This window comes from Hyphomonas sp. (assembly GCF_018402285.1).
Lineage (GTDB): Bacteria > Pseudomonadota > Alphaproteobacteria > Caulobacterales > Hyphomonadaceae > Hyphomonas.
In genome coordinates this window covers 923662-948269 of the sequence record NZ_JAGYJH010000003.1, presented here as the reverse complement: position 1 = coordinate 948269, position 24608 = coordinate 923662, and the positions used below count along the sequence as shown (strand labels likewise).

The window sequence follows — 24608 nt, the reverse complement described above, 5'->3', positions numbered from 1 at the left end:
TCAGAGGGCCTTGCTGCCCGGGATTTTCGCCCGCTCGCGCTCTACCCAGCCTGCGCCGCCGGCGACCACATCCATGCCGTCCCAGGGCTCATTCTTGCAGATGACATCGCGAGAGCGCGCCACCGCGTGCCCGATGATCGGATAGAAAGCCGTATCCTCGTCCTGTCCGAACGCACTGCCTTCGAAATCATAGCGCGTGCGCTGGCCCATCCTCACGCTGTCCCGCGCGCAGTCGAGCGTCGCATACGGATATTCCTGCCAGGCCACAAAGCGGTTTTCGAAGGACACCTCGTCCGGCATGTAGACATACACCATCCGGAAAAAGGCAAGGTCCCCCTCGCGCAAGGCCGGCTGGCTGATGAAGACGGCAAAGCGCTCGTCCTGCTGGATGATCTTGCGCCATTCCGGCGCAGGCAGGTCCGGCACGGCCGAAACAGCCGCCGGTGCTTCAGGCGGCGCCGGCGCGCTGGCGCACGCCGCAACGAGGCCCGCCACGGCAATCCCCGCCAGTATCTTCAAGGGTGGGTTGAGGGTCATGTCGATCTCCCATGTGCTGAAGGCGTTCAGAATGACACACCCCGCGCCCCTGTAATCCCCCTCAACAGGGGGGACAGCCACGCAATGCCAGGGCAACGCCTCCCCCAGGCAGCCTTGAGCGCGGTTCATGAGAGGGCCTGAAGGGGCCGATACCGAACCCGCCACAAAAGAAAACGGCGGCCCCGAAGGACCGCCGTTCCCAGATTCTTGCTGTCGCAGACTTCTTAGAAGTCGACTGTCAGGCCAAGGAACACGTAGCGGCCCATGGCATCATAGGTCTGCGGGTAGGTGTTGCCGTTGCCCGTGGTGCCGACCGAAGCCGACAGCGGCGGGTCATTATCCAGGAAGTTGTTCACGCCGAAGCGGAACGCAGCCCAGTCTCTGACAGCCCAGGTACCCGAGACATCGAAGTAGTCCTGAGCGTCCAGGGTCGAGTCAACCCGGCCGGTTGCACCGGTGTCGAGGTCGACAGCGCCGATGTGACGCCAGGTCAGGTTCAGACCGAGACCATCATACGGCGTTGCCCAGCCAAGTCGGGCGCGGTGACGGTATTCCGGGGTCGGTGTACCGCAATCGTTGCCGTATTTGCCCACGCAGTCGAACTCTGCGAAGGGCTGGTTGATCGGGTCAACCGTATAGCTGTCGAGATAGGTACCGTTATAGGTGAGGTTGATCCCACCCAGCTGGCCGATGTCGAAGCCGTAAGCACCCGAGATGTCCACACCGGAGGTCTGGATACCACCGATATTGAGGTTGAGGTCCTGAATGACGCCGCCCGGGGTCCAGAAGGCGCCCGTACCCGGGTTACGCGTGATGCGGCCGCAAGCGTCTGCATCACCTTCAAAGTAGCAAAGCTGCGTCGTAACCGACGAACCGACCGAAGAAATCGCTTCGGTGATCTCGATGTCGTAATAGTCGACCGACAGCGACAGGCCCGGAACGAAGCTCGGCGTTGCAACAAAGCCGACGGTGAAGGTCGTTGCTTCTTCCGGATCAAGGTCCGGGTTACCACCGGTCAGCTGGTTGTACTGGCCAGCGGGCGAGGTGACGAAACCGGCATTTGCCTGGGTCAGGGTGAGCTGGTGAGGCGCGCCGCCGATACAGGCGGCAGCCGTTGCCGTGCCGTCGCCAGCCGGGTCGGTGAAGTCGCACGGATCATCGTCAATGTCGAAGAGACCAAGGCCCTGCGAGGTGAACAGGTCGATGACGTTCGGGGCGCGAACAGCCTTCTGATAGCTTCCGCGGAAGCGGACGTCAGAGGTCGGAGCATATTCTGCGCCGATTTTCCAGGCTTCCGAGCTGATGCCCGTCGAGTAGTCCGAAACGCGTGCCGCGCCGTCGAGCGAAAGCAGCTCGACGCCCGGACGGCCGGTGATCAGCGGAAGCTGGAATTCACCGAAGAGGTCGTACACATCGATCGAGCCTGACAGTGGCAGCGTCGGTCCGCCCTGGCCAGCGCCGTCGCCAGAGGAGAAGCTGACGTCAACTGTCTGGGAAATCGCGTCACGGCGATATTCCAGGCCGCCGGCAACTTTCAGGCCTTCATCTGCGGTCGGCAGCTGGAAGCCGTACTGGCCAAGGTCACCCGTGATCGAGGCAATCACGACAGACTGCTCTGTGGTCCCGTTCTGCAGCAGCGGAAGCTGGACATAGTCCAGAAAGTCAGGGCCGATACCACCCTGGACAAACGGATTGTAGGGAACGCAGTTGGGATCAGAACCATCAACGGCACTGCGGCAAGCCGGCAGGCCGGTGTCGGGGTCGGTGATCACGTCCAGGCCCCGCGTCAGACGAGCGGTGGAGAACTCGTTGCCATAGGAACGCGTAAGCGTGACCTGGCTGAACTGGGCCGAGACATCGTATTCGAAGCCTGGGACGTCGAACAGCGGGCCATTGAAGCCAATAACGCCGCGATAGGTCTGGTAGCCCAGATTGTCCTGACGACCGCCGCCTTCCGTGTTCCGGCGGCCGATATACATCGTCACCGAATCGCCCGCCGCGATTGCAGCCGGCGTACAGCCGTTCACAGCCGTGATCGCAGCCGGAAGCAGCGGGTTGTCGCAGTTGATGCTGGCCGTCGAGAAGAAGTTGCCCGAAGGCGCGATCTGGGAGTTCGACTGGTAGTCCATGAACATGAAGTTCGCATATGCATTCACATACGGATTGACTTCATAGTCGGCGAAGAAACCTGCCGAGTAACGCTCGTCGGGACGCTGATAGAAGTTCAGCGGGCCGTAGTTGTACTGGTCGGTTGCGTTGCTCCAGGGGCGGTAGGCGCCGGAATCGCGGTCAAATGTCAGGTCGAATGTGGCAAAGTCAGTGAAGCGGGCCGGATCAGCCGTGCCCGAACCACCGCAAGTGAAGCCGGTCGCATTCGCGCTGCCGATGGCGCAGGAAGAATAGTCAAACGACTTCTGCAGAACCGAATCGTTGTTGCGGTAACCGACATAACCGACGAAACCGCCCCGGCCATCATCGGTCTGCATGCCGATAACGCCGGTGATTTCCTTGCTGTATCCGACGGTGACATTGTCTTCGGGCAGCGCGAACTGGCTCGGGTTGGTCGCGGCGCGGCCTTCGATCACGTCCCGGAGGTTGCCGTTGGTGTCGTAGTCGTTCTCATGGTTGAAGAAACCATACTGGGCGTCGACCTGAACGCCCTCGAAGTCCTTCTTCATGATGAAGTTGACGACGCCCGAAATGGCGTCAGAACCGTAAACGGCCGACGCGCCGCCGGTCAGGACGTCAACCCGCTCGACGAGCTGGCTGGGGATGAGGTTGAGGTCAGCGGCCGGGTCGTTGGGCGAGCCGTAAGGCATGCGCTTGCCATCGATCAGGACCAGGGTGCGGGTCGCGCCGAGGTTGCGCAGCGAAACCGTCGCGGTACCCGAAGCGCCGTTCGAAACGGTCGAGTTCTGCGCTGCGAAAGCCTGCGGCAGCTGGGTGACCAGGTCTTCAACGCGGGTCACGCCCTGAAGCTTGAAGTCTTCCGAGGAAACCGACGAAACCGGGCTGGTGGTCGTCAGGTTCGGCTGAAGGATGCGCGTGCCGGTGACCGTGATGCGCTGCTGGCGGGCTTCGGCATCCGGAGCTGCCTCATCCGTTGTTGTCACAGGCGTTTCATCTTCCTGTGCCATGGCGGGGATTGTTGCGGTCGCAACAAACATCGCCCCGGCGATCATCGACGACATCAAAAGACGTGTCTTGAGGTTAAATTCACTCATAAGTGTGCTCTCTCCCGTTAAAACTGCTCGTAAAGCAACGAGCGTCCGCCAACCCTCTAGGCGGACAATTGCCCGGAGTTAAGGTTTGCTCCTCTCCCCAAGTCAATCGCGCTTTGTCAAAAATGTCATGAAAGCGGCAAACTGTGGCAACAACGCCTCACTCGGAGACATCCGATGGTTAACAAGGCCTTGTGATGTGTCACTCAGCCCGGATTTCCGCCGGCCGTCACGAAGTGGCTTGACCGCCCCCTGCCCTGTCAAACCAGGAAAAAGCTGAGCAGCACCAGGCCGATCGCCAGCAGGGACAGCACCAGAAAGCCCGCATTCAGCAGGATAAAGGCGCGCAATCCCGACATGAAATGCCCCGTGCGATAGGTAACCCGCAAGAGCCGCCCGAGATACAGGTAGAGCAAAACCAGCGAGATCAGCGACGCCCAGCCCGCCAGCGGCGGGAAGATCACGCTGGCGCCGATGAGCGCGGCCAGCATGATCTGCACGAAGGTCTGGTAATGCAGGCTGGTGATCAGGTGGTCATAGAAGAACTTCTTCCGGTGCCAGCCATAGGACAGCGCCAGAAGGAAAGCGAAGATCGGCAGGAAAAGCAGGGTGAAACGCGGTGCCCATTCCTTCATCCGGCCGGCAAACAGCGCCTGATTCTCATACACCCGCGCCACACGGTCGGCGACATCCTGCGTCGTCCTGATCTGCTCGGGCGTCATGCTGCCCGCATTCTGCTCGGCAATGGAAGCGCGCAGGGCCTCCCGGTCCACCGAGCCATCCTCGCGGATGAAATGGTCGAGCATCCCGCCGGTATCGCCCGCCTCGATCGCGCGCGAGAGCTCTGCCTGCTGCTCGGGCGTCAGGCCTGACTGGCTGAGTTCTGCCTCGATCCGCGCAGCCGCCGCCTCCCCGCCAAGGTTCACCCTCACCCCGTCGGCCACAATCTGGTCGCCGGCAAGGTCTGCCGGATCGATGCGCAGCTCCTGCATCCAGGGCTGACGCTCCAGCACGCCGAAGACCATGAAGAAGAAGATCAGCGAAGAGAGGAGGAAGAGCCGGAACGGCGGCACGAAGCGCGCCCGCTTCCCGTCCAGATACTGCCGCGTCACCCAGCCCGGGCGGAAGAGCAGCGCCGGAACGGTGCGCCAGAGACGCCCGTCGAGGGCAAACATGTCGCCGAGGCTGGTGCTGACAAGTTCAAACACCGGGCGCTGGAAGTCCGCCCCCAGCTGCCCGCAGGACGGGCAGAACCGGTCATGCAGCACCGTGCCGCAATTGCGGCACGGCACCCCTGTGGTGACAGGGTGGTGGGCGCCGCTGGAGAGCCCTCCGGCAGCGGCCATGCCAGCGGCTTCAGCTTCATGCTCCATCCACCCCTCCCCCCTGCATGCTACATGGCCCCGTCCTGGCTTCAGTTGGCCGTCAGGCCGTCCCGGCACAGGAAGCGCGAGCGATGGACATCCTTCGCATTGTCTTCCCAGCCCGTCAGGGTCGGATCGACGAGGTTCTGGGTCACCTGAACCCACATCGGCGTGATCGGATACTCTTCCAGCATCAGGGCTTCGGCCTGCGCAAACAGTTCGGCCCGTTTGGCAGGATCAAGTTCCTGGTTCGACCGGGCCAGCAGCGCGTCATACTCAGCGTTCGCATAGCGGCCATAGTTCTGCTGCCCGGTCGTCGACTGGAGCAGGTAGAGGAAGTTGATCGGATCATCGAAGTCCGCCAGCCAGGCGGCGTCCGACACCTGGAAGTCGTTCTGGCGCAGGCGCGCATAGAGCACCTTGGTGTCCTGGCGCACGATGGTCGGCTGCACCCAGTCGCCGATCTCCGCCCAGTTCTGCTGGGCCACGGGGGCAACCTTCGGATTGTCCCCGGTCGAGCGGTGGGTGAACTCGAAGCGCAGCGGGTTGGACGGGCCAAAGCCGGCCTCCTGAAGCAGGCTGCGGGCCTGGGCGAGGCGTTCCTCTCGCGAGAGATCCTTCCAGTAGACGGCCGGGCGATCGACGTCGTAATTGCTCATCTCCGGCGGGACGAAGGCATAGGCCGCCTGGAAACCCGGCGTCATCACATTGCGCACCATGAATTCCCGGTCGAGCGCCAGGGAAAGCGCCTTGCGCACCCGCACATCATCAAAGGGAGCGCGTTGCTGATTGAACGTCCAGTAGGTGGTCAGGAGGCCTGGCCCGGTGCGGACCCAGCCGGGGAATTTTGCTTCGATCTCTGACTGGCGGGGGCCCGAAAAGGCATTGTTGATGTCGAGTTCTCCGGCCGAGATCTTGTTCTCATAGGCGGCTTCATTCTCGATCTCGAAATAGACGACCCGGTCAAAGCAGGCCTCGGCCGCGCCAAAACCGGACGGGTTCTTCTCCGCCACCAGCTGGTCGCCAGTGCGCCAGTAGACAAGCTTGTAAGGGCCGTTGACGACAATGTTCTCCGGCTGGATCCAGGCGTCGCCGAAGGTCTCCACCGCCTGACGCGGCACCGGAAAGGTCGTATAGTGAGACACCAGGCCCGGCAGGTAGGGCGCGGGATATTCCAGCGTGATCTCGAAGGTCTTCTCGTCAATCGCGCGCACGCCCATTTCCTCGGGCGGCAGCTCGCCATTGTTCACCTTCTCGGCATTCTTCACCAGCCACAGCATCGAGGCATACTGGGACGCGACCGTCGGGTCCTGGATGCGGCGGAAAGCGTAGACAAAGTCCTCGGCGGTTACCGGCGCCCCGTCCGACCAGGTGTAATCGCCCAGCTTGAAGGTCCACACCGTCCCGGTGTCATCGACCTCCCAGCTTGTCGCCATCCCCGGCACAGGCGTGCCGTCGGCATCATCGGTCGTGAGGCCGATCATCATGTCGCCGATGATAATGTTTTCCCAGGCCGCCGAGGATTTGTGCGGGTCGAGCGTATCAACCTTGGCCGAGATGCCGCGCCGCAGCGTTGGCACATCGTCTTCGGCAGAGCCGCCGCCACCACCGCAGGCAGCCAGCGTCAGCGCCAGCATCGCACTGGCCGCGCCGGCCAGCAGGGATCTCATTTTCATCGGTTATGCCTCCTTGATCTTCCAGTCTCGTTCCGAATTTGCCAGAACTGGTGCCAGACGGGCAGCAAAAAGCAAAGACTTGCCCACAGATAAGTGAACGGGAGCTGATCCATGCTGCGTCGTCTTGCTGTCATGACACTGTTTGCCGCGGGCCTTGGCGGGCCGGCGCTCGCTCAGGAAGCGAGCCTTGAGGCGGTCCTCGCCTGCCGCGTGATCGCAGACCCGGCCGAGCGGGTAGGCTGTTACGACGCCGCCGCCGGGCGGCTGGAAGAGGCCCAGGCTCAGGGCGAGGTGAAAGTCATCACCCGGGCCGAAGTCGAAAAGGTCCAGCGCGAATCCTTCGGGTTCCGCATCCCCTCCCTGCCCGCCTTCGGCGGGGGCGAGACATCCGGCGCGACCGGACTGGAGCGGGTCACCGAAGCTGTAAAGTCGGTTTCCGGCGCTGGCGGCAAGCTGCGCGTCACGCTCGAGAACGGCTCGGTCTGGCAGCAGATCGATGACAAGAAAGTCAGGGCGCGCGATGTCGAGACAGCTGAAATCTTCCAGGCCGCAATGGGCAGCTACAAGATGAAGCTTGACGGAGGCCTCGCCTTCCGGGTGCGCCGGGAAAACTGACCTGGGCGTTTCCTGGACCAGTTCAGGCCGAGTTCAGGCCAGTTTCAGGCCAGGCTCAGGCCAGGCTCAGGCAAGCTCGAAAACCGACCTTGTCGTCGGCGCGCTGTCGGGCGTGCGCGCAACGCCGCGCCGGACAAGATCGATCATGTGCCCGAGCACACTCATCGCGGCGGCCGGATGCAGGCGCTTGTCGACATCGGCATACATTTCCGAAACCATCTCCGGGATGTTCGTCCGCCCACGGGCCAACTGCTCGATGATCGCCGCTTCCCGCGCGCGCCGGTGGGCCGCATATTCGGTGATGAAGGTGTTGACGAATTCCTTGCCGCGCACCGCCTCGCCATGGGTTGGCCAGAGCGTCTCGAAACCACGCACACGGATCTTCTCGAGGCTGTCCATATAATCGCCCATATCCCCGTCCGGCGGGGAGACCACCGTGGTTGACCAGCCCATGATATGGTCGCCGGTGAAACAGGCATTCTCTTCGCGCAGGGCAAAGCAGGTGTGGTTGGCGGTATGGCCCGGCGTGAAGATCGCCTCCAGCGTCCAGCCCGGCCCGGAGACGGTATCGCCATCCTTCAGCTTCACGTCCGGCATGAAGCGCAGGTCGTCTGCGCTGCCAAGCTCGTCCTTGGCCGTATGAATGCCGGCGTCGCGCGCATAGGTCCTGCAGCCTGCCCATTCGGCCAGCGGGCCTGCCAGCGGCGAATGATCGGAATGCCCGTGCGTCACCAGGATGTGGGTGATCTTTTCCCCCGCGAGGGCGGCTTTGAGCGCCTCGAAATGCTCGGCAAGATCGGGCCCCGGATCAATCACGGCAACCTCGCCCTGCCCGACAATGAACACGCCGGTTCCAGTATAGGTGAAGGGTCCGGGATTGTTGGCAATGACGCGGCGGATCAGGGGAGAGACGCGGTCAACCCGTCCGTACTCGAACTCAATTTCCCGGACAAAAGGGATCGGCATTAAGGCGCTCTCGAAGCGAAAGGTTGTGGGCGGATCAACGCTTCTTCGACGCGAACTTTTCGGCAAAGGCCCGCGCCATGCGGCGGGTGGCCCTGAGCTTGGCACCGAGCTTGAGCGCCACCGGCGGTCCCATATCGGTCTTGTTCGCATCGACGATGAAGATCTTCCCCGTCGCCCGATCCCGTAGAACATCCACCCCGCCCCAGTCGAGCCCAATATCGGCGGCAAAGGCCTCGATCACGCGGATTTCATCCTGGGAGTAACAATTGCGGGGTTCGTCGAGCAGAACCTGGACATTCTCGTTGAGAAAGCGGCGCTCCAGCGGGCGGCGCTTGCGGAACACAACCACGGGGCTGCCGCCGACGAGACAGCAGCGCAGGTCTTCCACCAGCCCGCCATTGATCTCGTTGTCGATCAGGCGCTGATAGGTCTTGCCTTCGACCGGCGCGTCCAGCGGCCCTTCAAGGATGCGCCCGTCATGAGCAGCGTTCATTTCCGACTTCTCGACCATCCGCCCGGCATAAGTGGTGGGATCAACGGCCAGCGTCTGGCCGCTGGCCGTCTCATAGGCCACCGCCACGCGCGACTTGGAAATGTCGTTGCAGTCAAAGTTCAGGACATGCGCGCCCGGCTTGACCGTTGGCACGTACGGGCTCGACTCGGTCGAATCGTCGAAATGCATCACGATGTCGGCAGTGGAGATGTCGTCCACCAGCCTGGCGCCGGAAACATGCATCACCGACCAGATGAAATACCAGGGCCGGGGCTTGTCGGGATAGAAGGCAATCGTCGGGCGCGTGTGGCCGGTCAGCAGCCGCGACGTGCGCCAGGTCTGGACAAAGAAATAGAAGCAGAACCAGGTGAAGATGCTGTGCGCCAGCGCCAGGTCGGGAACGATCCGGTGCCCCGTCTTCTTGACGAGGATGGTGCCTGCATCGAGCTTGAAATCGTCGGTCCAGAACCGGCCTGACATACGCTCTACTCCTGTCGCCCGCTGCGGGGCGGAATCTGATGGGTCAGAGCCCTTGCACGGCTCAGCGCCTGCATCAACACCCGGTTTGCGGCGCAAGTGTGATCCTGCCGGGCTTCAGAGCAGTTCGCGCAGGCTGGAAAGATCATACCCTGCGTTGGCTGCGGCCTCAACGATGTCATCGCCCGCGCCCTGCCCCGAATGGACCAGCGCCCAGGCCGTGATGCTGCGTGTACCCGTCCGGCAATAGGCCAGCACAGGCTGGGGCGCCTCGTTCAGGATATGCCCCATCCGCTCGACGATTTCCGGCGTCGGCGCCCCGGAAAACGGCAGCGCGGCGAATGTCAGACCAAGGGATTCGGCTTTGACGCGAATTGGCCCCATGCGCGGCTGGTCGACCCCGCCCTCGCCATCGGGCCGGTTGACGATGATCGTCTTGAAACCGGCGGCGGCAATTTTTTCCACGTCCGCTTCGGAAATCTGCGGCGCTACGGCGAAATCGGGGGTGACCCGGCGGATGTCAGCCATACTCAAAATTCTCCTGCTCCTGCAGCCATCGCTTGATCGGTCTGCCCGACAAGCTAAGGAGTGTTGGGGGCCCTGCCAAGCTGGCGGAGGGCCGTGGCCTGATCAACCTGCTGTGACAAGAGGCTTTTTTACTCGTGACAATGTTTCAGCGCGCATTCGGACGTATTCCTTGGGGCTATACGCTCCGGCGCCTGCTGATCGCAATCCCCACGATGCTTGCGATCATCACGGTAGCCTTCCTCATGATGCGGGCCGCCCCGGGCGGCCCCTTCGACGGCGAACGCCGCCTCCCGCCCGCCACCGAAGCGGCCATCGCCGCAAAATTCGGCCTCGATAAACCCCTCCACGAGCAATATTTCAATTATGTCGGCGGCGTCCTCCAGGGCGATTTCGGGCCCTCCTACAAGACCCTCGGCAAGAGCGTGAACGATCTCATCGCCGACGGCCTGCCCATCTCGATGACCATCGGCGCCCTGACCATGCTGGTCGCCCTCACCGTCGGCACCTCGCTCGGCATCTTCGCGGGGCTGAGGCAAAACACGGCGGCTGATTACGGCGTCATGGGCTTTGCGATGTTCGGCATCTCCGTGCCCACCTTTGTCACCGGCCCGATCCTGATCCTCCTCCTGTCGCTGGGCGCAGGCATCTTCGCCGTCGGCGGCCTTGGCACATGGCCCAACATCGGCATGAGCTGGCACAATATGACCCTGCCGGTGCTCACCCTCGCCTTGCCCCAGATCGCCATCATCTCGCGCCTGATGCGCGCCTCGATGATCGAGACGATGCGCGCCAACCATATCCGCACCGCCCGCGCCAAGGGCCTTGCCGAGCGCGACGTGATCGTGCGCCACGCACTGCCCTCCGCCCTCCTGCCGCTCGTCTCCTATGCCGGCCCGGCGATGGCCGGCGTCATGACCGGCTCGGTGGTGATCGAGAAGATCTTCGGCCTGCCCGGCCTCGGCAGCTATTTCGTCGATGGCGCCCTCAACCGGGACTACACACTCGTGATGGGCGCGATCATCGTCTATGCCGGCCTCATCATTCTCCTCAATCTCGTCGCAGACATCCTCTACGCGATGCTTGATCCCAAAGTGAAATACGACTGATGGCGCACATCGACCCCATCCTTGACCCAACCGGCCGCGTCGAAGCGGTCAAGACCGCCATCACCGGCGGGCGCTCCCTCTGGGACGATGCCCGCGCCCGCCTCCTGCGCAACCGCGCCGCCGTCGTCTCGATGTGGATCATCGGCTTCCTTGTCCTCGTCGCCATCTTCGGCCCGATGGTCTGGGTCCACGATTACCGCACCATCTCGGACCTGCGCACCGTCAATCCGACTTTCGAGAACTGGCACATCTTCGGCACTGACCTTCAGGGCCGCGACCTCTTCGCCCGCACCATGATCGGCCTGCGCATCTCGCTCCTCGTCGGCGTCGTCGCCACGGCCGTCTCCCTCGTCATCGGCGTCACATGGGGCGCAACGGCCGGCTATCTTGGCGGCCGGGTCGACAATTTCATGATGCGCTTCGTCGACGTGCTCTATGCCCTGCCCTTCATCTTCTTCGTCATTCTTCTGCTCACCGTGTTCGAGCGCAACATCGTGCTGATCTTTGCCGCCATCGGGGCCATCGAATGGCTGACGATGAGCCGCATCGTCCGGGGACAGACGCTCGCCATCAAGGGCAAGGAATTCATCGAGGCCGCCCGCGCGGCCGGTGTCTCCCGGCGCGGCATCATCTTCCGCCACATCCTGCCCAACGTCATCGGCCCGGTTGCTGTCTATGTCACCCTCACCATCCCGGTGGTGATCCTGGCTGAAAGCTTCCTCTCCTTCCTCGGCCTCGGCGTGAACGAGCCGCTGACTTCGCTCGGCGTGCTGATTTCCGACGGCGCCAGGATGATGGAAGACAAACCCTGGATGCTGCTCATTCCGGCGGGCGTCATGTCGGTCGCGCTCCTGTGCCTCAACTTCATCGGCGACGGCCTGCGCGACGCACTTGATCCCAAAGAGCGCTGAAGCACCCGCCCATGCGCCGCCTCGCCGCCCTCTTCCTCGCCTTGACGGCGATGATGGCGCCCCCAGCCTGCGCAACGCTGCCCCTGACGGAGCCTGCCATGACCGCGCCCGCCACGCACGCCTTCAATTCCTTTGATGGCACACCGATCAGCTACCAGACCCTCGGCGAAGGCCCGCCGGTCCTGCTGCTCCACGGCTTCAGCGGCAATGCGGAAATCAACTGGTTTGGCCCCGGCATCGCGCAGAAGATTGCCGCCGCCGGCTACCAGGTCATTGCGCCGGACCTGCGCGGCCACGGCGCCTCGTCTTACATTGCCCCGGAGGCCGGCTGGCCCCGGGACGCGATCGCCCGGGACCAGATCGCCCTGATGAAACATCTCGCGCAAAAGCCCTATGCGGTGGTCGGCTATTCCATGGGCTCGCTCAGCGCGCTGCGTTACCACCTGCTCTCGCGCGGCGCCGGCCGGCTTGTCCTCGGCGGCATCGGGGACTCGGCGGCCGACGAGACCAACACCGACCGCAACACCGCCTTTCGCGCCGCTCTCGACGCGGCCGTCAGAGGTGACGACACGCCCGCCGCCAGGGCCATGCTGGCCCGCGCCAGAGCCACCGGCGGATCGCTGGAGGGCTATCGCGGCGCTCTCTCCTCGCGCCTCTATACCGGCCGCGACCTGCTGGAGACTTTCGACCTCCCCGTCCTCGTCCTCACCGGCAAGGACGACCTCGACAATGGCTCGGGTCCGAGGCTCGCCGAAATCATTCCGGGGGCAGAGTATACCGAACTCACCGGCAACCACCTCACCGCCGTCGGCGACCCTGCCCTGCCCGAGGCAGTCATCGCTTTCCTCAACTCGGGTCGCTAGACCACCGACACCGCCACCCGCTGGTCGCGCAGCTCAGCTGTGCCAAAGATCGTCATGAAGCTGATATCAGTCGCGTCCCGCCCGATGGCGATGCGGACCAGCTCCTCCTCGCGCGACAGCCGCGTCGGATCGATCAGGTGCCAGGCATGATCGAGCCACACCTCCACCACCGCATGGAAATCAGGCGGCTCAATGGCCGGGGCATAGGCCGACACCATCCGCGCGGGCACGCCCATCGCGCGGCAGAAACTGATCAGCGTATGAGCAAAGTCCCGGCAGACGCCCCGCCGCATCAGGAAGGTATCGGTGGCCGTCGTGGTCTCATTGCTGGCGCCGGGCGCATATTCAAAGTTCGAGAAGATCCAGTCCGACATGGCCAGAACGAGGTCCCCGCCCTCCTGCCCGGAGAATGCCTCCTCGGCAAACGAGGTCAGCTTCTCGGCGTCGCAATACCGGCTCGGCATAAGATAGCTGATCACATCATAAGGCAGGTCCCGCCGCGCCGGCACGCGCAGGCCCGCGAGATTGACCGGCCCGCGCGAGACATCCACCAGCGCCGAATAGGAAATCGTTACATCTCCCTCTGCCTCCAGCCATCGCCGGCGCCCGAGCGTCTCGCCGAGCGTCTCGGGGCCTTCGGCAAGGGTCAGCCCACTCTCCGGACGGGCCGAGAGAAGGTCGCAAACAACCTGCTGATCGCTCGTCCGGATCGCCTCGAGCGAGAGCAGCACATCGGCGCGCCGGGCAAAATGATAAGCAAGCAGAGCATCGATCTTCACGCGCATGGAAGGGCGTCCTGACTGACTGGATGGGGTGAGCGCCGAAAAGCGCGCGCCCGGCCATCTGGCGCGTCCCCCTCGATGCATAGCTAAGTGGCTGAAATGGCGCCGAAAGAAAAGGCCCGCCCTGTGATTGCCGGAAACGCCATGGGTTGCCTACAGGCGCGCTTGACCCCGACGGACGCCTGCTGGAACTTCTTTAACGCCGCCAACTATGTTGCACAGCAAGCGCCCGTTGCTCCAGCCCTTCTGTCGCCGGCCCAACGCCACCTGGCACATGGTCTGTGTTCTGAATGACCGGGGGCCCGTTGCAGCGCCCTTTGACCGAAACATCACTGAATTTACAGCAACCCTCGCGCCTGAGGCGGCCTTCAGCAGATGGCTGCAGGGATCCGGTCCCGGACACGTGTGGCCCCGGAGAACCAGCTCAAGCGCCGCGCACGCCCCTGAACCACCAGGCGATATGGTCGCCGCCGATATCCACAACCGGCTTTATCTGCGCCTGCTCCAGGCCGACAGTGTTTGATTGCGCGACCAGTTCCTGCATCCTGGTCTCGCTGCGCGCCGCCGCGATCATGAGCTCCAGCCGCTGCAATTGCCCGGAGAGCTCATTTCGCACGATTCCGGCATTGTTGATGACATAGGCTGGCTCAAAGCGCAGTGCATTCCGCATGACCTCTGAGAGGAACTGAACGGCCCAGGCGGACGCCTCATCAGTCGCGACAGGCGCTGTCCTGCGAAATACCGCCGCGACCGGCTCAGGGCTCGGCGGCGCCGTTTTCGCTTGCCTCAGAGCGGCGCCGTACAGCTCAACCGCCCTAACCAGGCCGTCCTCCTCAAGCAGCTTTGCGAGCGCGACTGCCTTGGCTTGCGCGGCCGCCACAGCCGCCCCTTCGCGCGCATGGATCAGGAATGCGCACCAGCCACCGCGCACAAGCACACGCGCCACCTCGCTGAGACTTTGCGCCATGTCAGAGTATTCGATGCCGAACTGCGAAACGGCAACGTCAAAGCTGCCGGCTTCATAGGGGAGCGCTTCCATCCGGACACCCGGGTCGAGACGCGCTCCAGGGACGTCCGGCAGGCTTGCCGCATAATCGGCCCCGACGACGCTGAAAGACCGCGGATGGGCAACCGCCAGCCGGGTCAGCGCGCCCGCGCCGCACCCAAGGTCAATCAGGCGAGCCTTTTCCGGAACCATATCGAAGAACGGCGTCCAGTAGACACTGGTCTCCAGCGGCTTGCCGCGCCGGAAGAAACTGTCCTGTTGCCCGGACGCCCAGTAGCTGGACCAGGCAAGCGCCCCTGCGTCGCCAACTTTCTGCATGCCTGCCTCTTGCCCTTCGAATTTCTCAGAACCCAACCGAAAACTAAGCTGAGTGATTTCAGCGACTTTCAAATCCCTTGGGTTGTCGGGACTGCGAAAAAGCACAACACCATGGACTGACAATACCGATGGCCATCATGACAGACGTTGGCTGGGCTGTGCAAGCGAGCGCACCGATGAGGAATGGTTGCTGATTAAGCTGCTGATCCCGGCGCGCTCGACGGTCGACCGCCCGCGGCGCGTCACCGGACAAAAACTTTTCGCCAGATGGCAGTCTGACGAGCCTGTCGCTCTCGCTGGCCTTCAGGTTCGGCGGCCAAGTTCGGTGGCAAGGAATAATCCTTCCGCCCATGTAAACCCGCCGCTGAAAAGGGCGGCCCTCAGGCCGCCCTTCTTGTCTGGATCAGGTATCCAGGAAGCTTCGCAGCTTCCGGCTCCGGCTCGGATGCTTGAGCTTCCGCAGCGCCTTGGCCTCGATCTGGCGGATACGCTCGCGGGTCACCGAGAACTGCTGGCCGACTTCTTCCAGCGTGTGGTCGGTGTTCATGCCGATGCCGAAGCGCATCCGCAGGACGCGTTCCTCACGCGGGGTGAGAGAGGCAAGCACGCGGGTCGTCGTCTCGCGCAGGTTCGACTGGATGGCCGCGTCCACCGGAAGCAGCGCCATCTTGTCCTCGATGAAATCGCCGAGGTTTGAATCCTCATCGTCCCCGATCGGGGTTTCCAGCGAGATCGGCTCTTTCGCGATCTTCAGAACCTTGCGGATCTTCTCGAGCGGCAGACCCAGCTTTTCAGCCAGTTCTTCCGGGGTCGGCTCGCGGCCGATCTCGTGCAACATCTGGCGCTGGGTGCGGATGATCTTGTTGATCGTCTCGATCATGTGCACCGGGATACGGATCGTCCGGGCCTGGTCCGCGATGGAGCGGGTGATGGCCTGACGGATCCACCAGGTGGCATAGGTCGAGAATTTGTAACCGCGGCGGTACTCGAACTTATCAACCGCTTTCATCAGGCCGATATTGCCCTCCTGGATGAGATCCAGGAATTGCAGGCCGCGGTTGGTGTATTTCTTGGCTATCGAGATCACGAGGCGGAGGTTGGCTTCCACCATCTCCTTCTTCGCGATGCGCGCTTCCCGCTCGCCCTTCTGCACGGTCTGGACGATCCGGCGGAAGTCGTCGATCGGAATGCCGATCTCCTGGGCAATCTCGGAAATCTCGTCGCGGACGACCTGGACTTCCTCGCCCTTGCCATCGACCATCCGCTTCCATTTTGCGGAAATCTCGCGGACGCGCTCGGCCCAGTCGGGCTCCATCTCGCTGCCGATATAGTTCTGCAGGAACTCCTTGCGCGGCACGCCATGAGCGTCGGCCAGACGCATCAGCTTGCCTTCAAGGCCCATAAGCTTCTTGTTGATCGCGTAGAGCTGCTCGACCAGCGCCTCGATGCGGTTGTTGTTGATGTGGATCGTCTTGAGATTTTCCACGATCAGCAGCGACAGCTCGTCATACTCGCCCTGTGCCTTGGGAGTGAGGTCCTTGCCCTCGATCCGGCGGGTCAGCAGGCGGTCCTGAAGCTTGCGGAAACGGCTGAAGGCTTCGGCGATCTCGTCGAGCTTGGCGAGCACGCCTTCGCGCAGCTCCCCTTCCATCGCCGACATCGACATCGCCACCGCGTCGTCTTCTTCTTCCTCTTCCTGCTGCTGCTGGCGCATGCGCTCAGCCTCAACCTCGTCGACCTCTTCAGCCGAGCGTTTCTTGCCTTTGACAGGCGTCGCCGGTTCGGGCGGGCGCTCTTCAACGGGCTTGGGCTCGGGCGGCGGGTTTTCCGCGCCATAGGTCGCTTCCAGGTCAATCAGGTCCCGCAGCAGGATGCGCTCGTTCATGAGCTCATCGCGCCACACCATCATGGCCTCGAAGGTCAGCGGGCTTTCGCACAGGCCGCGGATCATCGCGTCCCGGCCGGCCTCGATGCGCTTGGCAATCGCGATCTCGCCCTCACGGGAGAGGAGCTCCACCGCGCCCATCTCGCGCAGATACATCCGCACCGGATCGTCGGTCCGGTCGCTGCCGCGGGCATTGCCCTTCTTGGCGACGACTTTCTTGTCCTCGATCTTGGTCAGGGCCTTGCCCTGTTCTTCGGCTTCTTCTTCCGTCTCGACCACGGCGATGCCCATTTCCGAAATCTGGGACATGATGTCCTCGATCTGGTCAGAGCTCATGTCCGTGTCGGGCAGAAGCTGGTTGATCTCGTCATGGGTGATGAACCCGCGCTTCTGGGCGCGTTTCAGAACCTTTTTGACGTCTGTGGCGTTGAAATCGACCAGACCACTTTCGTTGTCCTTGTCGTCTTCGCCCTCGCCGTCACCAGCTGTATTCTTTTTCTTCTTGGTGGCTGTCGCCATGTCTCAGCTATCTCCCGTCCGGACCAGCAGCCTCGCAAGCTGCCGTGCCAGTGCCTGTCGCTTTACCGTTCAGCTCAGCTATCGCTGTGTTTGCTGGATGCCTCGTTCATACGGGCCTTCAGGGCCCTACGTTCCGCGACCATTTGATGCCGCCTCCGCCATTCCTGCGGAGACAACGTAGGGTCCGCGCTCGCACTATCCGTGCCAGAGCCCGTCTCCTGGTCACTGGAACGCCGCATCGCCACATATTGCTCCAGAGCGATTAGCCATTCCCGAGCCTCGGACCCATTGGTCACTATCTGAGGCGTAGCGGGATAATCTTTGAGCAAGCCGGCAGCACGTATATTCCCAGAAGTCGCTAGATGGGCGGTGATTGTCCCGCGGTCAATGGGGATTCCGTCATTTGCCAGGTCAAGAACTGCATCGCGCAGGCGAGCGACATCCGCGTCCGCAAGGGCACATTGCGCCAGCATCTCCGCCCCGATGGAAAGAAGGCCCGGATTGTCGATCGCGCGCAGGACCAGGCTCAGCCCGCCAATCTTCTCGCGCGCCCCCTGCTTGCAGCGCCTCCTGGGCCGGTTCGCCGCCTGAGGGAATCTGTGCCGAACCGGGCCGTCCCCCGCCCCGCGCCGGGCGGTTCTGATAGCTCGCCGCCCGCTTTGCCTCGCGCAACTGCCAGAGATGATCGCGAAGGCGCGACTTCAAATCCCGCTCATAGGCTGATTTCACGCCGGAATGGCGGATGTGCCCGCACGCCGCCATCAGGCGCGCTTCCAGCCCGGCCTGCCGCTCGGGCGTATCCAGTGGCTCGGCGTCCCGCTCGCGCCGCCAGAGCAGCTCCGACATCGGGAGCCGCCCCGCCAGCTGCTCGCTCATTGCGCCGGGCCCCCGCGCGCGGATCAGGTCATCCGGGTCCATCCCGTCGGGCAGCAGCACGAAAAACACCGACCGCCCCGGCTCGGCAAAAGGCAGCGCCCGGTCCAGCGCGCGATAGGCCGCGCCCAGCCCCGCCCGGTCGCCATCGAAACACATGACCGGCTCAGGCCCCGCCCGCCAGATCAGCTGCAGCTGTTCCTCGGTCAGCGCCGTGCCAAGCGGGGCAACGGCATTGCCAAACCCCGCCTCGCACAGCGCGATCACGTCCATATAGCCTTCGCAGACGATCAGCCCGCCGCCCTCGCCATGCCCCAGCGCCTCGCGCGCCGCCTTGTAGCGATAGAGCACATCGGATTTGTGGAAGAGCGGGGTGTCGCCGGAGTTGAGATATTTAGGCTTGGCGTCGGGCTGCAGTGCCCGGCCACCGAAGGCGATGATCCCGCCCCGCGAATCAGGAATGGGAAACATCAGCCGCCCGCGAAAGGCGTCATAGGGCTCCCCGCCCTTGTCGTTTTCCTTGATGATGCCCGCTTCCAGGAGCTCGCCATCGGTAAAGCCAAGGCCGTGCAGATGCGCCCGCGTGCGCCGCCAGTCGTCCGGCGCGTAGCCCAGCCGGTAATTCCGCCAGCCGGGCGCGGCCAGGCCCCTGCCCTCCAGATAGGCGCGCGCGCCGGCCCCTTCGGTCGAACGCAGCCGCTCCTCGAAGAACGCCGCCGCCGCCTCACACGCCGCCTGCAGGCGCTTCCTGTGATCATACGCCTCTACCGCCGCAGGGCTCGCCTTGGGCAGCGCCATGCCGGCTTCTTCGGCCAGCTTCTCGACCGCTTCCATGAAGGAAAGCCGCTCGGTCTCCATCACGAAATTGATCACATCCCCGCCCATGCCGGAGGAGAAGCATTTGAAGATGCGTTTCTGGTCGTTGACATAGAAGCTTGGCGTCTTCTCGGCCGTGAACGGGGAGAGGCCGACCCATTCCTTACCCTTCTTCGTCAGCTTCACCTTGCGCCCTATCACGTCCGAAGGCCGGATGCGGGCCTTCAGCTCGTCAACGAAGCCATCGGGAATGCGAATTGGGGAAGTCGTCATGCCTTGAGGATACCACCTTTGATCCCGCCCGGGGAACGGAGATTGGCATTTCCCCCGAAAATACGATCAGGCCCGATATGCGCGCCCGAAAAAAGGGCCCCGCCTCCCGGCAGGACCCTCGATGGTCTGGCGACAGGGGATTACTCGCTGCGATAGATCGGCGCGGCGTCGAAGGCGGCCTGATCTGTATTGATGACAACCTCGCCGTCGCCGTCACCCTGGGCAACAGTGATCGTATCGGCGTCCATCACGATGTTTTCGGTGGGCAACATGCCCGGCGAAATGAGCGCATAGCGCAGTTCACCGGTCTGGGTGATGATGAGATCGTTCAACCGCGCCTGATCATCGCTGAAGCTGACCGATGACATGGTGCCAATCAGCTCGGAAGCCAGACGATAGTCGTTCAGTTCTTCCTGCTCATACTCTGGCAGCATCTCAAGGCTGGCTTGCGTAATCTGGATGAAGACTTCGGGTTCATCGCCTTCCAGATTGGTGATCCTCGTTGTATCGAATTCCACGACGCGTTGATCGCCGCCGAGACCGCCGATACCGCCGTCACGGACCAGAATTTGCGGGTCGCTGCCGTCGCGGCCGAAGAATATGTCCGAAACCGTGGCAATATCCTTACCCGTTCCGTTGCGAACGGGGGCGCCGATAAGATCGGACGCTTCCATTTCACCCTGAGCAAGTGTGTATTCGGTCCGTGTTGACGCGTTTACGTCAAGATCGGCGTCATAGCCCGAATTGGCGGTGTCAACTGTGACCGTGTCGCCGTTGATGACAGCTTCCGTCTGAACCTGGCCATTATTGTCGTAGCCGGCTCTCTCATTTGGCGCGTCAGCATCCGAGCATGCGCCGGCAGCGAGCAGCAGGATGGACGCACTGGCAGTAGCGAGAAGTGTTTTCATGGCTGTGTCCTTTTCAGAGGTTACATGCCTCATCAACGGACCCGGGCCCCACTTGTTCCGATACCTTTCCGTCTTTTCAGACTCCCGGCAAGAAGAGTGGCAGCTTTGTTCAGTCGGGTTGTCAGCCTTGACTTAGCGCGGTGCGCACGGCCTTGCCGGCGCTGGCCGCTTCGATCTGGCCGGGATAGCGCGTCTTCAGTTCGGTCACGCACCGGCCAAGATCCTTGAGCTTGGACGCGCCGAGGTCATCGACCACCTGCTTGACGGCAATATCGAGCGCCTTGCCGGCCAGCGGCTGGGGCAGGAAAGCCTGGATGATCGCAATCTCGTCGCGCTCGCGCAGAGCTTCTTCGATCCGGCCTTCTTCTTCATGCTCGCGGGCGGCTTCCTCGCGCTGGGCCACCATCGTCTGGAGCACGCGCTGCACGTCGGTGTCCGGGCAACCTTCGCCCTCGCCCCGCCCGCGCGCGCAGACATCCCGGTCCCGGATCGCACATTCGACGAGGCGCAGCGTGTTCAGCCGCGTCTCGTTCTGCGTCCGGGCAGATTCGTCCCTGAGAGCTTGAAGGATACGGGTCTTGAGACCCATACAGGCAGTCAAATCTTCGCGGCCCATGCCGGTCCTGTGCCTTTCTACACTCCGCGATACTCGCCTTGCTTGACGGTGCGCAGAGACAGCCCCAATAAGCGGCCGAGTTTTAGCCAGACCGGTTAAAACGGCGTCAACCAGACTGGCCAGCGGCGAGAGGTATATCTTCCATGAGCAGGAATCAAGATATGGACTCAGCCACCGGTGCCTTGGCCCTTGAAGATGGTACGATTTTCGCGGGTTTCGGGGCCGGTGCAACAGGGATAAAGGTGGGGGAGCTCTGCTTCAACACGGCCATAACCGGTTATCAGGAAATCCTGACCGATCCCTCCTATGCCTCCCAGCTGGTGCTGTTTACCTTCCCGCACATCGGAAATGTCGGCGCCAATCCGGAAGATCAGGAAGAATCGACCCCTGAAGCGGCCAATGCCGCCCGCGGCGCCATCTTCCGCGAACCCATCACCCCCCCCTCCAACTGGCGCTCGACGCAAGATTTCGGCGCCTGGCTCGCAAAGCGCGGCATCATCGGCCTCTCCGGCGTCGACACACGCGCGCTGACCAGGCGCATCCGCGAAAAGGGCATGCCCAAGGCTGCCATCTGCCACAAGCCGGACGGCAAGATCGACTTTGCCGCCCTCGTCGAGCTGGCGAAGAGCTGGGAAGGCCTGGACGGGGCAGACCTTGCCGATGTCGTCGATCAGGAAGCCCCTTTCGAGCATACCGAAGGCCTCTGGCAGGCCGCCACCGGCCATCAGGTCGCCCTCCCCTATGCTGAATTCCACGTTGCCGTCATCGATTTCGGCGTGAAGAAGAACATCCTGCGCAATCTCGCCAGCGCCGGCGCCCGCACCACGGTCGTCAACGGCAATGTCAGCGCTGAGGAAGTCCTCGCCCTGAAACCCGATGGCATCGTCTTCGCCAACGGCCCCGGCGACCCGGCCGCCACCTTCGAGCGTTCCGGCGAGATGATCAAAACCCTCGTCGCCTCCGGCCGGCCGATCCTCGGCATCTGCCTTGGCCACCAGCTGCTCGGTCTCGCCCTTGGTGCCAAGACCAGAAAGATGGCGCAGGGCCACCACGGCGCCAACCATCCGGTCAAGGACCTGTCCACCGGCAAGGTCGAGATCGTCTCGATGAACCACGGTTTCACCGTTGATCCGGACACGCTTCCGCCGGGCGTGGAAGAAAGCCACCGCTCGCTGTTTGACGGCACAAATTCCGGCCTCGCGGTCAAAGGCAAACCGATCATCTCGGTCCAGCACCACCCCGAAGCCTCACCTGGCCCCCAGGACAGCTTTTATCTCTTCCAGCGCTTTGCCGACCTGATGCGGGATTATCGCGGAAACTAACAAAAGGCCGCCCGAGGGCGGCCTTTTTCTTTATACGGACATCCAGGTACGGCGCCCCGCAGGCACCACGCAGGCACAAGTGCCGCGAGCTCCAGCTCGACTAACAGTACTGAGCCGTTAAACCAGCTTCGCCTCAGTCTTCGCCCGAACCTCGTCCTCAGTCACGCCCGGCGCCAGCTCCACCAGCTTCAGCCCGCCCTCAACCACATCCATCACGCAAAGATCGGTAATGATCCGGTCGACCACGCCCTTGCCGGTCAGCGGCAGCGTGCACGCCTTGAGCACCTTGCTCTCGCCCGCCTTGTTGGCGTGATCCATCACGACCACGATCCGCTTCACGCCGGCCACAAGATCCATCGCGCCGCCCATGCCCTTCACGAGCTTGCCGGGGATCATCCAGTTGGCGAGATCGCCGTTCTCGGCCACTTCCATCGCGCCGAGGATGGCAATGTTGATATGCCCTCCCCGGATCATCGCGAAGCTTGTCGCCGAGTCGAAGAAGCTCGTCCGCTCCAGCGTGGTAATCGTCTGCTTGCCGGCATTGATGAGGTCAGGGTCTTCCTCACCCTCATAGGGGAACGGACCCATGCCGAGCATGCCGTTCTCGCTTTGCAGCGTCACATCCATGCCCTCGGGAATGTGGTTGGCCACCATCGTCGGGATGCCGATGCCGAGGTTCACATAATAACCGTCGTGGAGTTCCTTGGCGGCGCGCGCCGCCATTTCATCACGTGTCCAGGGCATCAGAAGCTCCCCCGCTTGCGCACGGTGCGCTGTTCAATCCGTTTCTCGAAACTGCCCTTGACGATCCGCTGCACGAAGATGCCCGGCAGATGGATATGGTCGGGGTCTATGTCGCCGGTCGGGACAATCTCCTCGACCTCGGCAATCGTCACCTTGCCCGCCATCGCCATGGGCGGATTGAAGTTGCGCGCCGTCTTGTTGAAGACGAGGTTGCCCTGCGTATCGGCCTTCTCCGCCTTCACGATCGAAAGATCAGCCACAAGCCCCGTCTCGAGGATATAGGTCTCGCCATTGAACGCGCGGTGTTCCTTGCCCTCGGCGACAATCGTGCCGACACCGGTCTTGGTGTAGAAGCCGGGGATGCCCGCGCCTCCGGCCCGGCACCGCTCGGCCAGCGTACCCTGCGGGTTGAACTCCAGCTCCAGCTCCCCGGAGAGATACTGACGCTCGAACTCCTTGTTCTCGCCGACATAGGACGAGATCATCTTCTTGATCTGCCGCGTCTTCAGCAGCAGGCCGAGACCGAAATCATCCACCCCGGCATTGTTGGAAATCACCGTGAGATCCTTCGCGCCGGAATCGCGCAGCGCCAGGATCAGGTTCTCCGGAATACCGCACAGGCCAAAGCCGCCCGCCATCACTGTCATGCCATCAAAGGTCAGCCCCTCAAGGGCTTCCTTCGCAGATTTGTAGACCTTGCTTGCCATCGGGCCCGTCTCTCCTTGTTCCGGCGCCCTGAATGCCTCAGGCGCCGCCAAAATTCAACACCTGTTGAATATCAGACCGCTTCAACCGTCTGCTCGATCGCCCCGAAGATCGAATGCCCGCTCGCGTCGCACATCTCGATGCGCACGGTGTCGCCCGGCTTCATGAACGGCGTTTTCGCCGCCCCGTCCCGGATCGTCTCGATCATGCGTATCTCCGCGATGCAGGAATATCCCAGCCCGCCCTCGGCGACCGGCTTGCCCGCCCCGCCGCCTTCATCCTTGTTGGAGACCGTGCCCGACCCGATGATCGACCCTGCTACAAGCGCCCGCGTCCTGGCCGCATGCGCCACCAGGCGCGGCAGGCTGAACGTCGCGTCCACGCCTGCATTCGCGCGGCCAAACGGCTTGCCATTGAAATCCACCCGCAGCGGCAGATGCACCAGGCCATCCTTCCAGGCCTCGCCCAGTTCATCCGGCGTCACCGCCACGGGCGAAAACGCGCTTGCAGGCTTTGCCTGGAAAAATCCGAACCCCTTGGCCAGTTCCCCGGGGATCAGCCCGCGCAAGGACACATCATTGCAGATCATCACCAGACGGATGAGCCCAGCGGCCTCCGCCTCGCTCGCGCCCATCGGCACATCATCGGTGATCACCGCCACCTCCCCTTCCATGTCGCAGCCCCAGGCCACGTCTTTCAGGGGGATCGCGTCGCGCGGGCCCAGAAACCCGTCCGAGCCGCCCTGATACATCAGCGGATCGGAATAGAAGCTCTCAGGCACCTTGTCGCCCCGCGCCGCCCGCACAAGCTCCACATGGTTGATATAGGCCGACCCGTCCGCCCACTGATAGGCACGCGGCAGCGGGCTCATCGCGTCATGCTCGTGAAAGCGGAAGGTCGGCACAGAGCCCAGCTCCACCTGCTCGGCCAGCATGGCCAGCTGGGGCGCATAAATCTCCCACTTATCCAGCGCCGCCTGCAATGTCGGCGCAATCCGCGCCGCGTCCGTTGCCCGCGTCAGATCTTTCGAGACGACGACAAGTCGTCCATCACGGGTGCCGTTCTTCAGGGTGGCGAGCTTCAT

General features: G+C 63.0%; 21 protein-coding genes. 5 read left to right on the top strand and 16 right to left on the bottom strand.

The features are described 5' to 3' along the window. From KG722_RS07175 to KG722_RS07160, 4 genes are all read right to left on the bottom strand, one after another. Positions 1-537 (bottom strand): hypothetical protein, encoded by a 537-nt coding sequence (locus KG722_RS07175; protein WP_213271067.1) that lies wholly within the window; start codon positions 535-537, stop codon positions 1-3. A 224-nt stretch (positions 538-761) separates the two neighbouring features. Next, positions 762-3761: a TonB-dependent receptor gene (locus tag KG722_RS07170; RefSeq protein WP_300998292.1), complete on the bottom strand. Its 3000-nt coding sequence runs from the start codon at positions 3759-3761 to the stop codon at positions 762-764. Between the two features lie 257 nt (positions 3762-4018). After that, complete coding sequence (locus KG722_RS07165; RefSeq protein WP_213271066.1) at positions 4019-5131, bottom strand: DUF3667 domain-containing protein; 1113 nt, start codon at positions 5129-5131, stop codon at positions 4019-4021. Positions 5132-5172: 41 nt separating this feature from the next. Then, on the bottom strand, positions 5173-6798 hold the full coding sequence (locus tag KG722_RS07160; RefSeq protein ID WP_213271065.1) for a peptide ABC transporter substrate-binding protein: 1626 nt from the start codon (positions 6796-6798) through the stop codon (positions 5173-5175). Between the two features lie 111 nt (positions 6799-6909). On the opposite strand from KG722_RS07160, the gene KG722_RS07155 reads away from it, so the two are divergent. Next, complete coding sequence (locus KG722_RS07155; protein ID WP_213271064.1) at positions 6910-7413, top strand: hypothetical protein; 504 nt, start codon at positions 6910-6912, stop codon at positions 7411-7413. A gap of 66 nt (positions 7414-7479) precedes the next feature. Here KG722_RS07155 and KG722_RS07150 read toward each other — a convergent pair whose 3' ends face one another. The 3 genes from KG722_RS07150 to KG722_RS07140 all read right to left on the bottom strand — a co-directional run bounded on the left by KG722_RS07150 (position 7480) and on the right by KG722_RS07140 (position 9877). Continuing rightward, positions 7480-8379 (bottom strand): MBL fold metallo-hydrolase, encoded by a 900-nt coding sequence (locus KG722_RS07150; protein ID WP_213271063.1) that lies wholly within the window; start codon positions 8377-8379, stop codon positions 7480-7482. 34 nt (positions 8380-8413) lie between these two features. Beyond that, a complete protein-coding gene (locus KG722_RS07145) occupies positions 8414-9352 on the bottom strand; it encodes a hypothetical protein (protein ID WP_213271062.1) in 939 nt (312 codons plus the stop codon). A 114-nt stretch (positions 9353-9466) separates the two neighbouring features. Continuing rightward, positions 9467-9877 carry a TIGR01244 family sulfur transferase gene (locus KG722_RS07140; RefSeq protein ID WP_213271061.1) on the bottom strand — a complete coding sequence of 137 codons (411 nt, stop codon included), beginning with the start codon at positions 9875-9877 and terminating at the stop codon, positions 9467-9469. Positions 9878-10017: 140 nt separating this feature from the next. Here KG722_RS07140 and KG722_RS07135 point away from each other — a divergent pair, with 140 nt between their 5' ends. The 3 genes from KG722_RS07135 to KG722_RS07125 are packed head-to-tail and all read left to right on the top strand — an operon-like array spanning position 10018 to position 12757. Next, entirely contained in the window at positions 10018-10983 is a 966-nt protein-coding gene (locus KG722_RS07135) for an ABC transporter permease subunit (RefSeq protein ID WP_300998389.1), read from the top strand. Continuing rightward, on the top strand, positions 10983-11894 hold the full coding sequence (locus KG722_RS07130; RefSeq protein WP_213271059.1) for an ABC transporter permease subunit: 912 nt from the start codon (positions 10983-10985) through the stop codon (positions 11892-11894). Before KG722_RS07135 ends, KG722_RS07130 begins: the two co-directional genes overlap by 1 nt. A gap of 11 nt (positions 11895-11905) precedes the next feature. Next, on the top strand, positions 11906-12757 hold the full coding sequence (locus KG722_RS07125; protein WP_300998291.1) for an alpha/beta hydrolase: 852 nt from the start codon (positions 11906-11908) through the stop codon (positions 12755-12757). On the opposite strand, the gene KG722_RS07120 is transcribed toward KG722_RS07125, so the two are convergent. The 6 genes from KG722_RS07120 to KG722_RS07095 all read right to left on the bottom strand — a co-directional run bounded on the left by KG722_RS07120 (position 12754) and on the right by KG722_RS07095 (position 20753). Continuing rightward, positions 12754-13542, bottom strand: a complete 789-nt coding sequence (locus KG722_RS07120) for a transglutaminase family protein (protein WP_213271058.1) — start codon at positions 13540-13542, stop codon at positions 12754-12756. The genes KG722_RS07125 and KG722_RS07120 overlap by 4 nt on opposite strands. A 421-nt stretch (positions 13543-13963) precedes the next feature. Next, a complete protein-coding gene (locus KG722_RS07115; protein WP_213271057.1) occupies positions 13964-14863 on the bottom strand; it encodes a class I SAM-dependent methyltransferase in 900 nt (299 codons plus the stop codon). Between the two features lie 403 nt (positions 14864-15266). Further along, positions 15267-17267, bottom strand: coding sequence for an RNA polymerase sigma factor RpoD (rpoD, locus tag KG722_RS07110; protein ID WP_213271056.1), 2001 nt, complete (start codon positions 17265-17267; stop codon positions 15267-15269). 411 nt (positions 17268-17678) lie between these two features. Then, complete coding sequence (gene dnaG / locus KG722_RS07105; RefSeq protein ID WP_300998290.1) at positions 17679-19229, bottom strand: DNA primase; 1551 nt, start codon at positions 19227-19229, stop codon at positions 17679-17681. Between the two features lie 140 nt (positions 19230-19369). Then, the gene (locus tag KG722_RS07100) at positions 19370-20137 is read right to left on the bottom strand and encodes a PRC-barrel domain-containing protein (RefSeq protein ID WP_213271055.1); all 768 of its coding nucleotides are present in this window, start codon (positions 20135-20137) and stop codon (positions 19370-19372) included. A gap of 121 nt (positions 20138-20258) precedes the next feature. Then, positions 20259-20753: a GatB/YqeY domain-containing protein gene (locus KG722_RS07095; protein WP_300998289.1), complete on the bottom strand. Its 495-nt coding sequence runs from the start codon at positions 20751-20753 to the stop codon at positions 20259-20261. Positions 20754-20896: 143 nt separating this feature from the next. Here KG722_RS07095 and carA point away from each other — a divergent pair, with 143 nt between their 5' ends. Further along, positions 20897-22075 carry a glutamine-hydrolyzing carbamoyl-phosphate synthase small subunit gene (gene carA, locus KG722_RS07090; RefSeq protein ID WP_366910175.1) on the top strand — a complete coding sequence of 393 codons (1179 nt, stop codon included), beginning with the start codon at positions 20897-20899 and terminating at the stop codon, positions 22073-22075. 117 nt (positions 22076-22192) lie between these two features. Here carA and KG722_RS07085 read toward each other — a convergent pair whose 3' ends face one another. The 3 genes from KG722_RS07085 to KG722_RS07075 form a co-directional block, all read right to left on the bottom strand. Further along, positions 22193-22819 (bottom strand): CoA transferase subunit B, encoded by a 627-nt coding sequence (locus KG722_RS07085; RefSeq protein WP_213271053.1) that lies wholly within the window; start codon positions 22817-22819, stop codon positions 22193-22195. Continuing rightward, positions 22819-23526, bottom strand: coding sequence for a CoA transferase subunit A (locus tag KG722_RS07080; protein WP_213271052.1), 708 nt, complete (start codon positions 23524-23526; stop codon positions 22819-22821). The genes KG722_RS07085 and KG722_RS07080 overlap by 1 nt, the downstream gene beginning before the upstream one ends. 71 nt (positions 23527-23597) lie before the next feature. Next, the gene (locus tag KG722_RS07075) at positions 23598-24608 is read right to left on the bottom strand and encodes a fumarylacetoacetate hydrolase family protein (protein ID WP_213271051.1); all 1011 of its coding nucleotides are present in this window, start codon (positions 24606-24608) and stop codon (positions 23598-23600) included.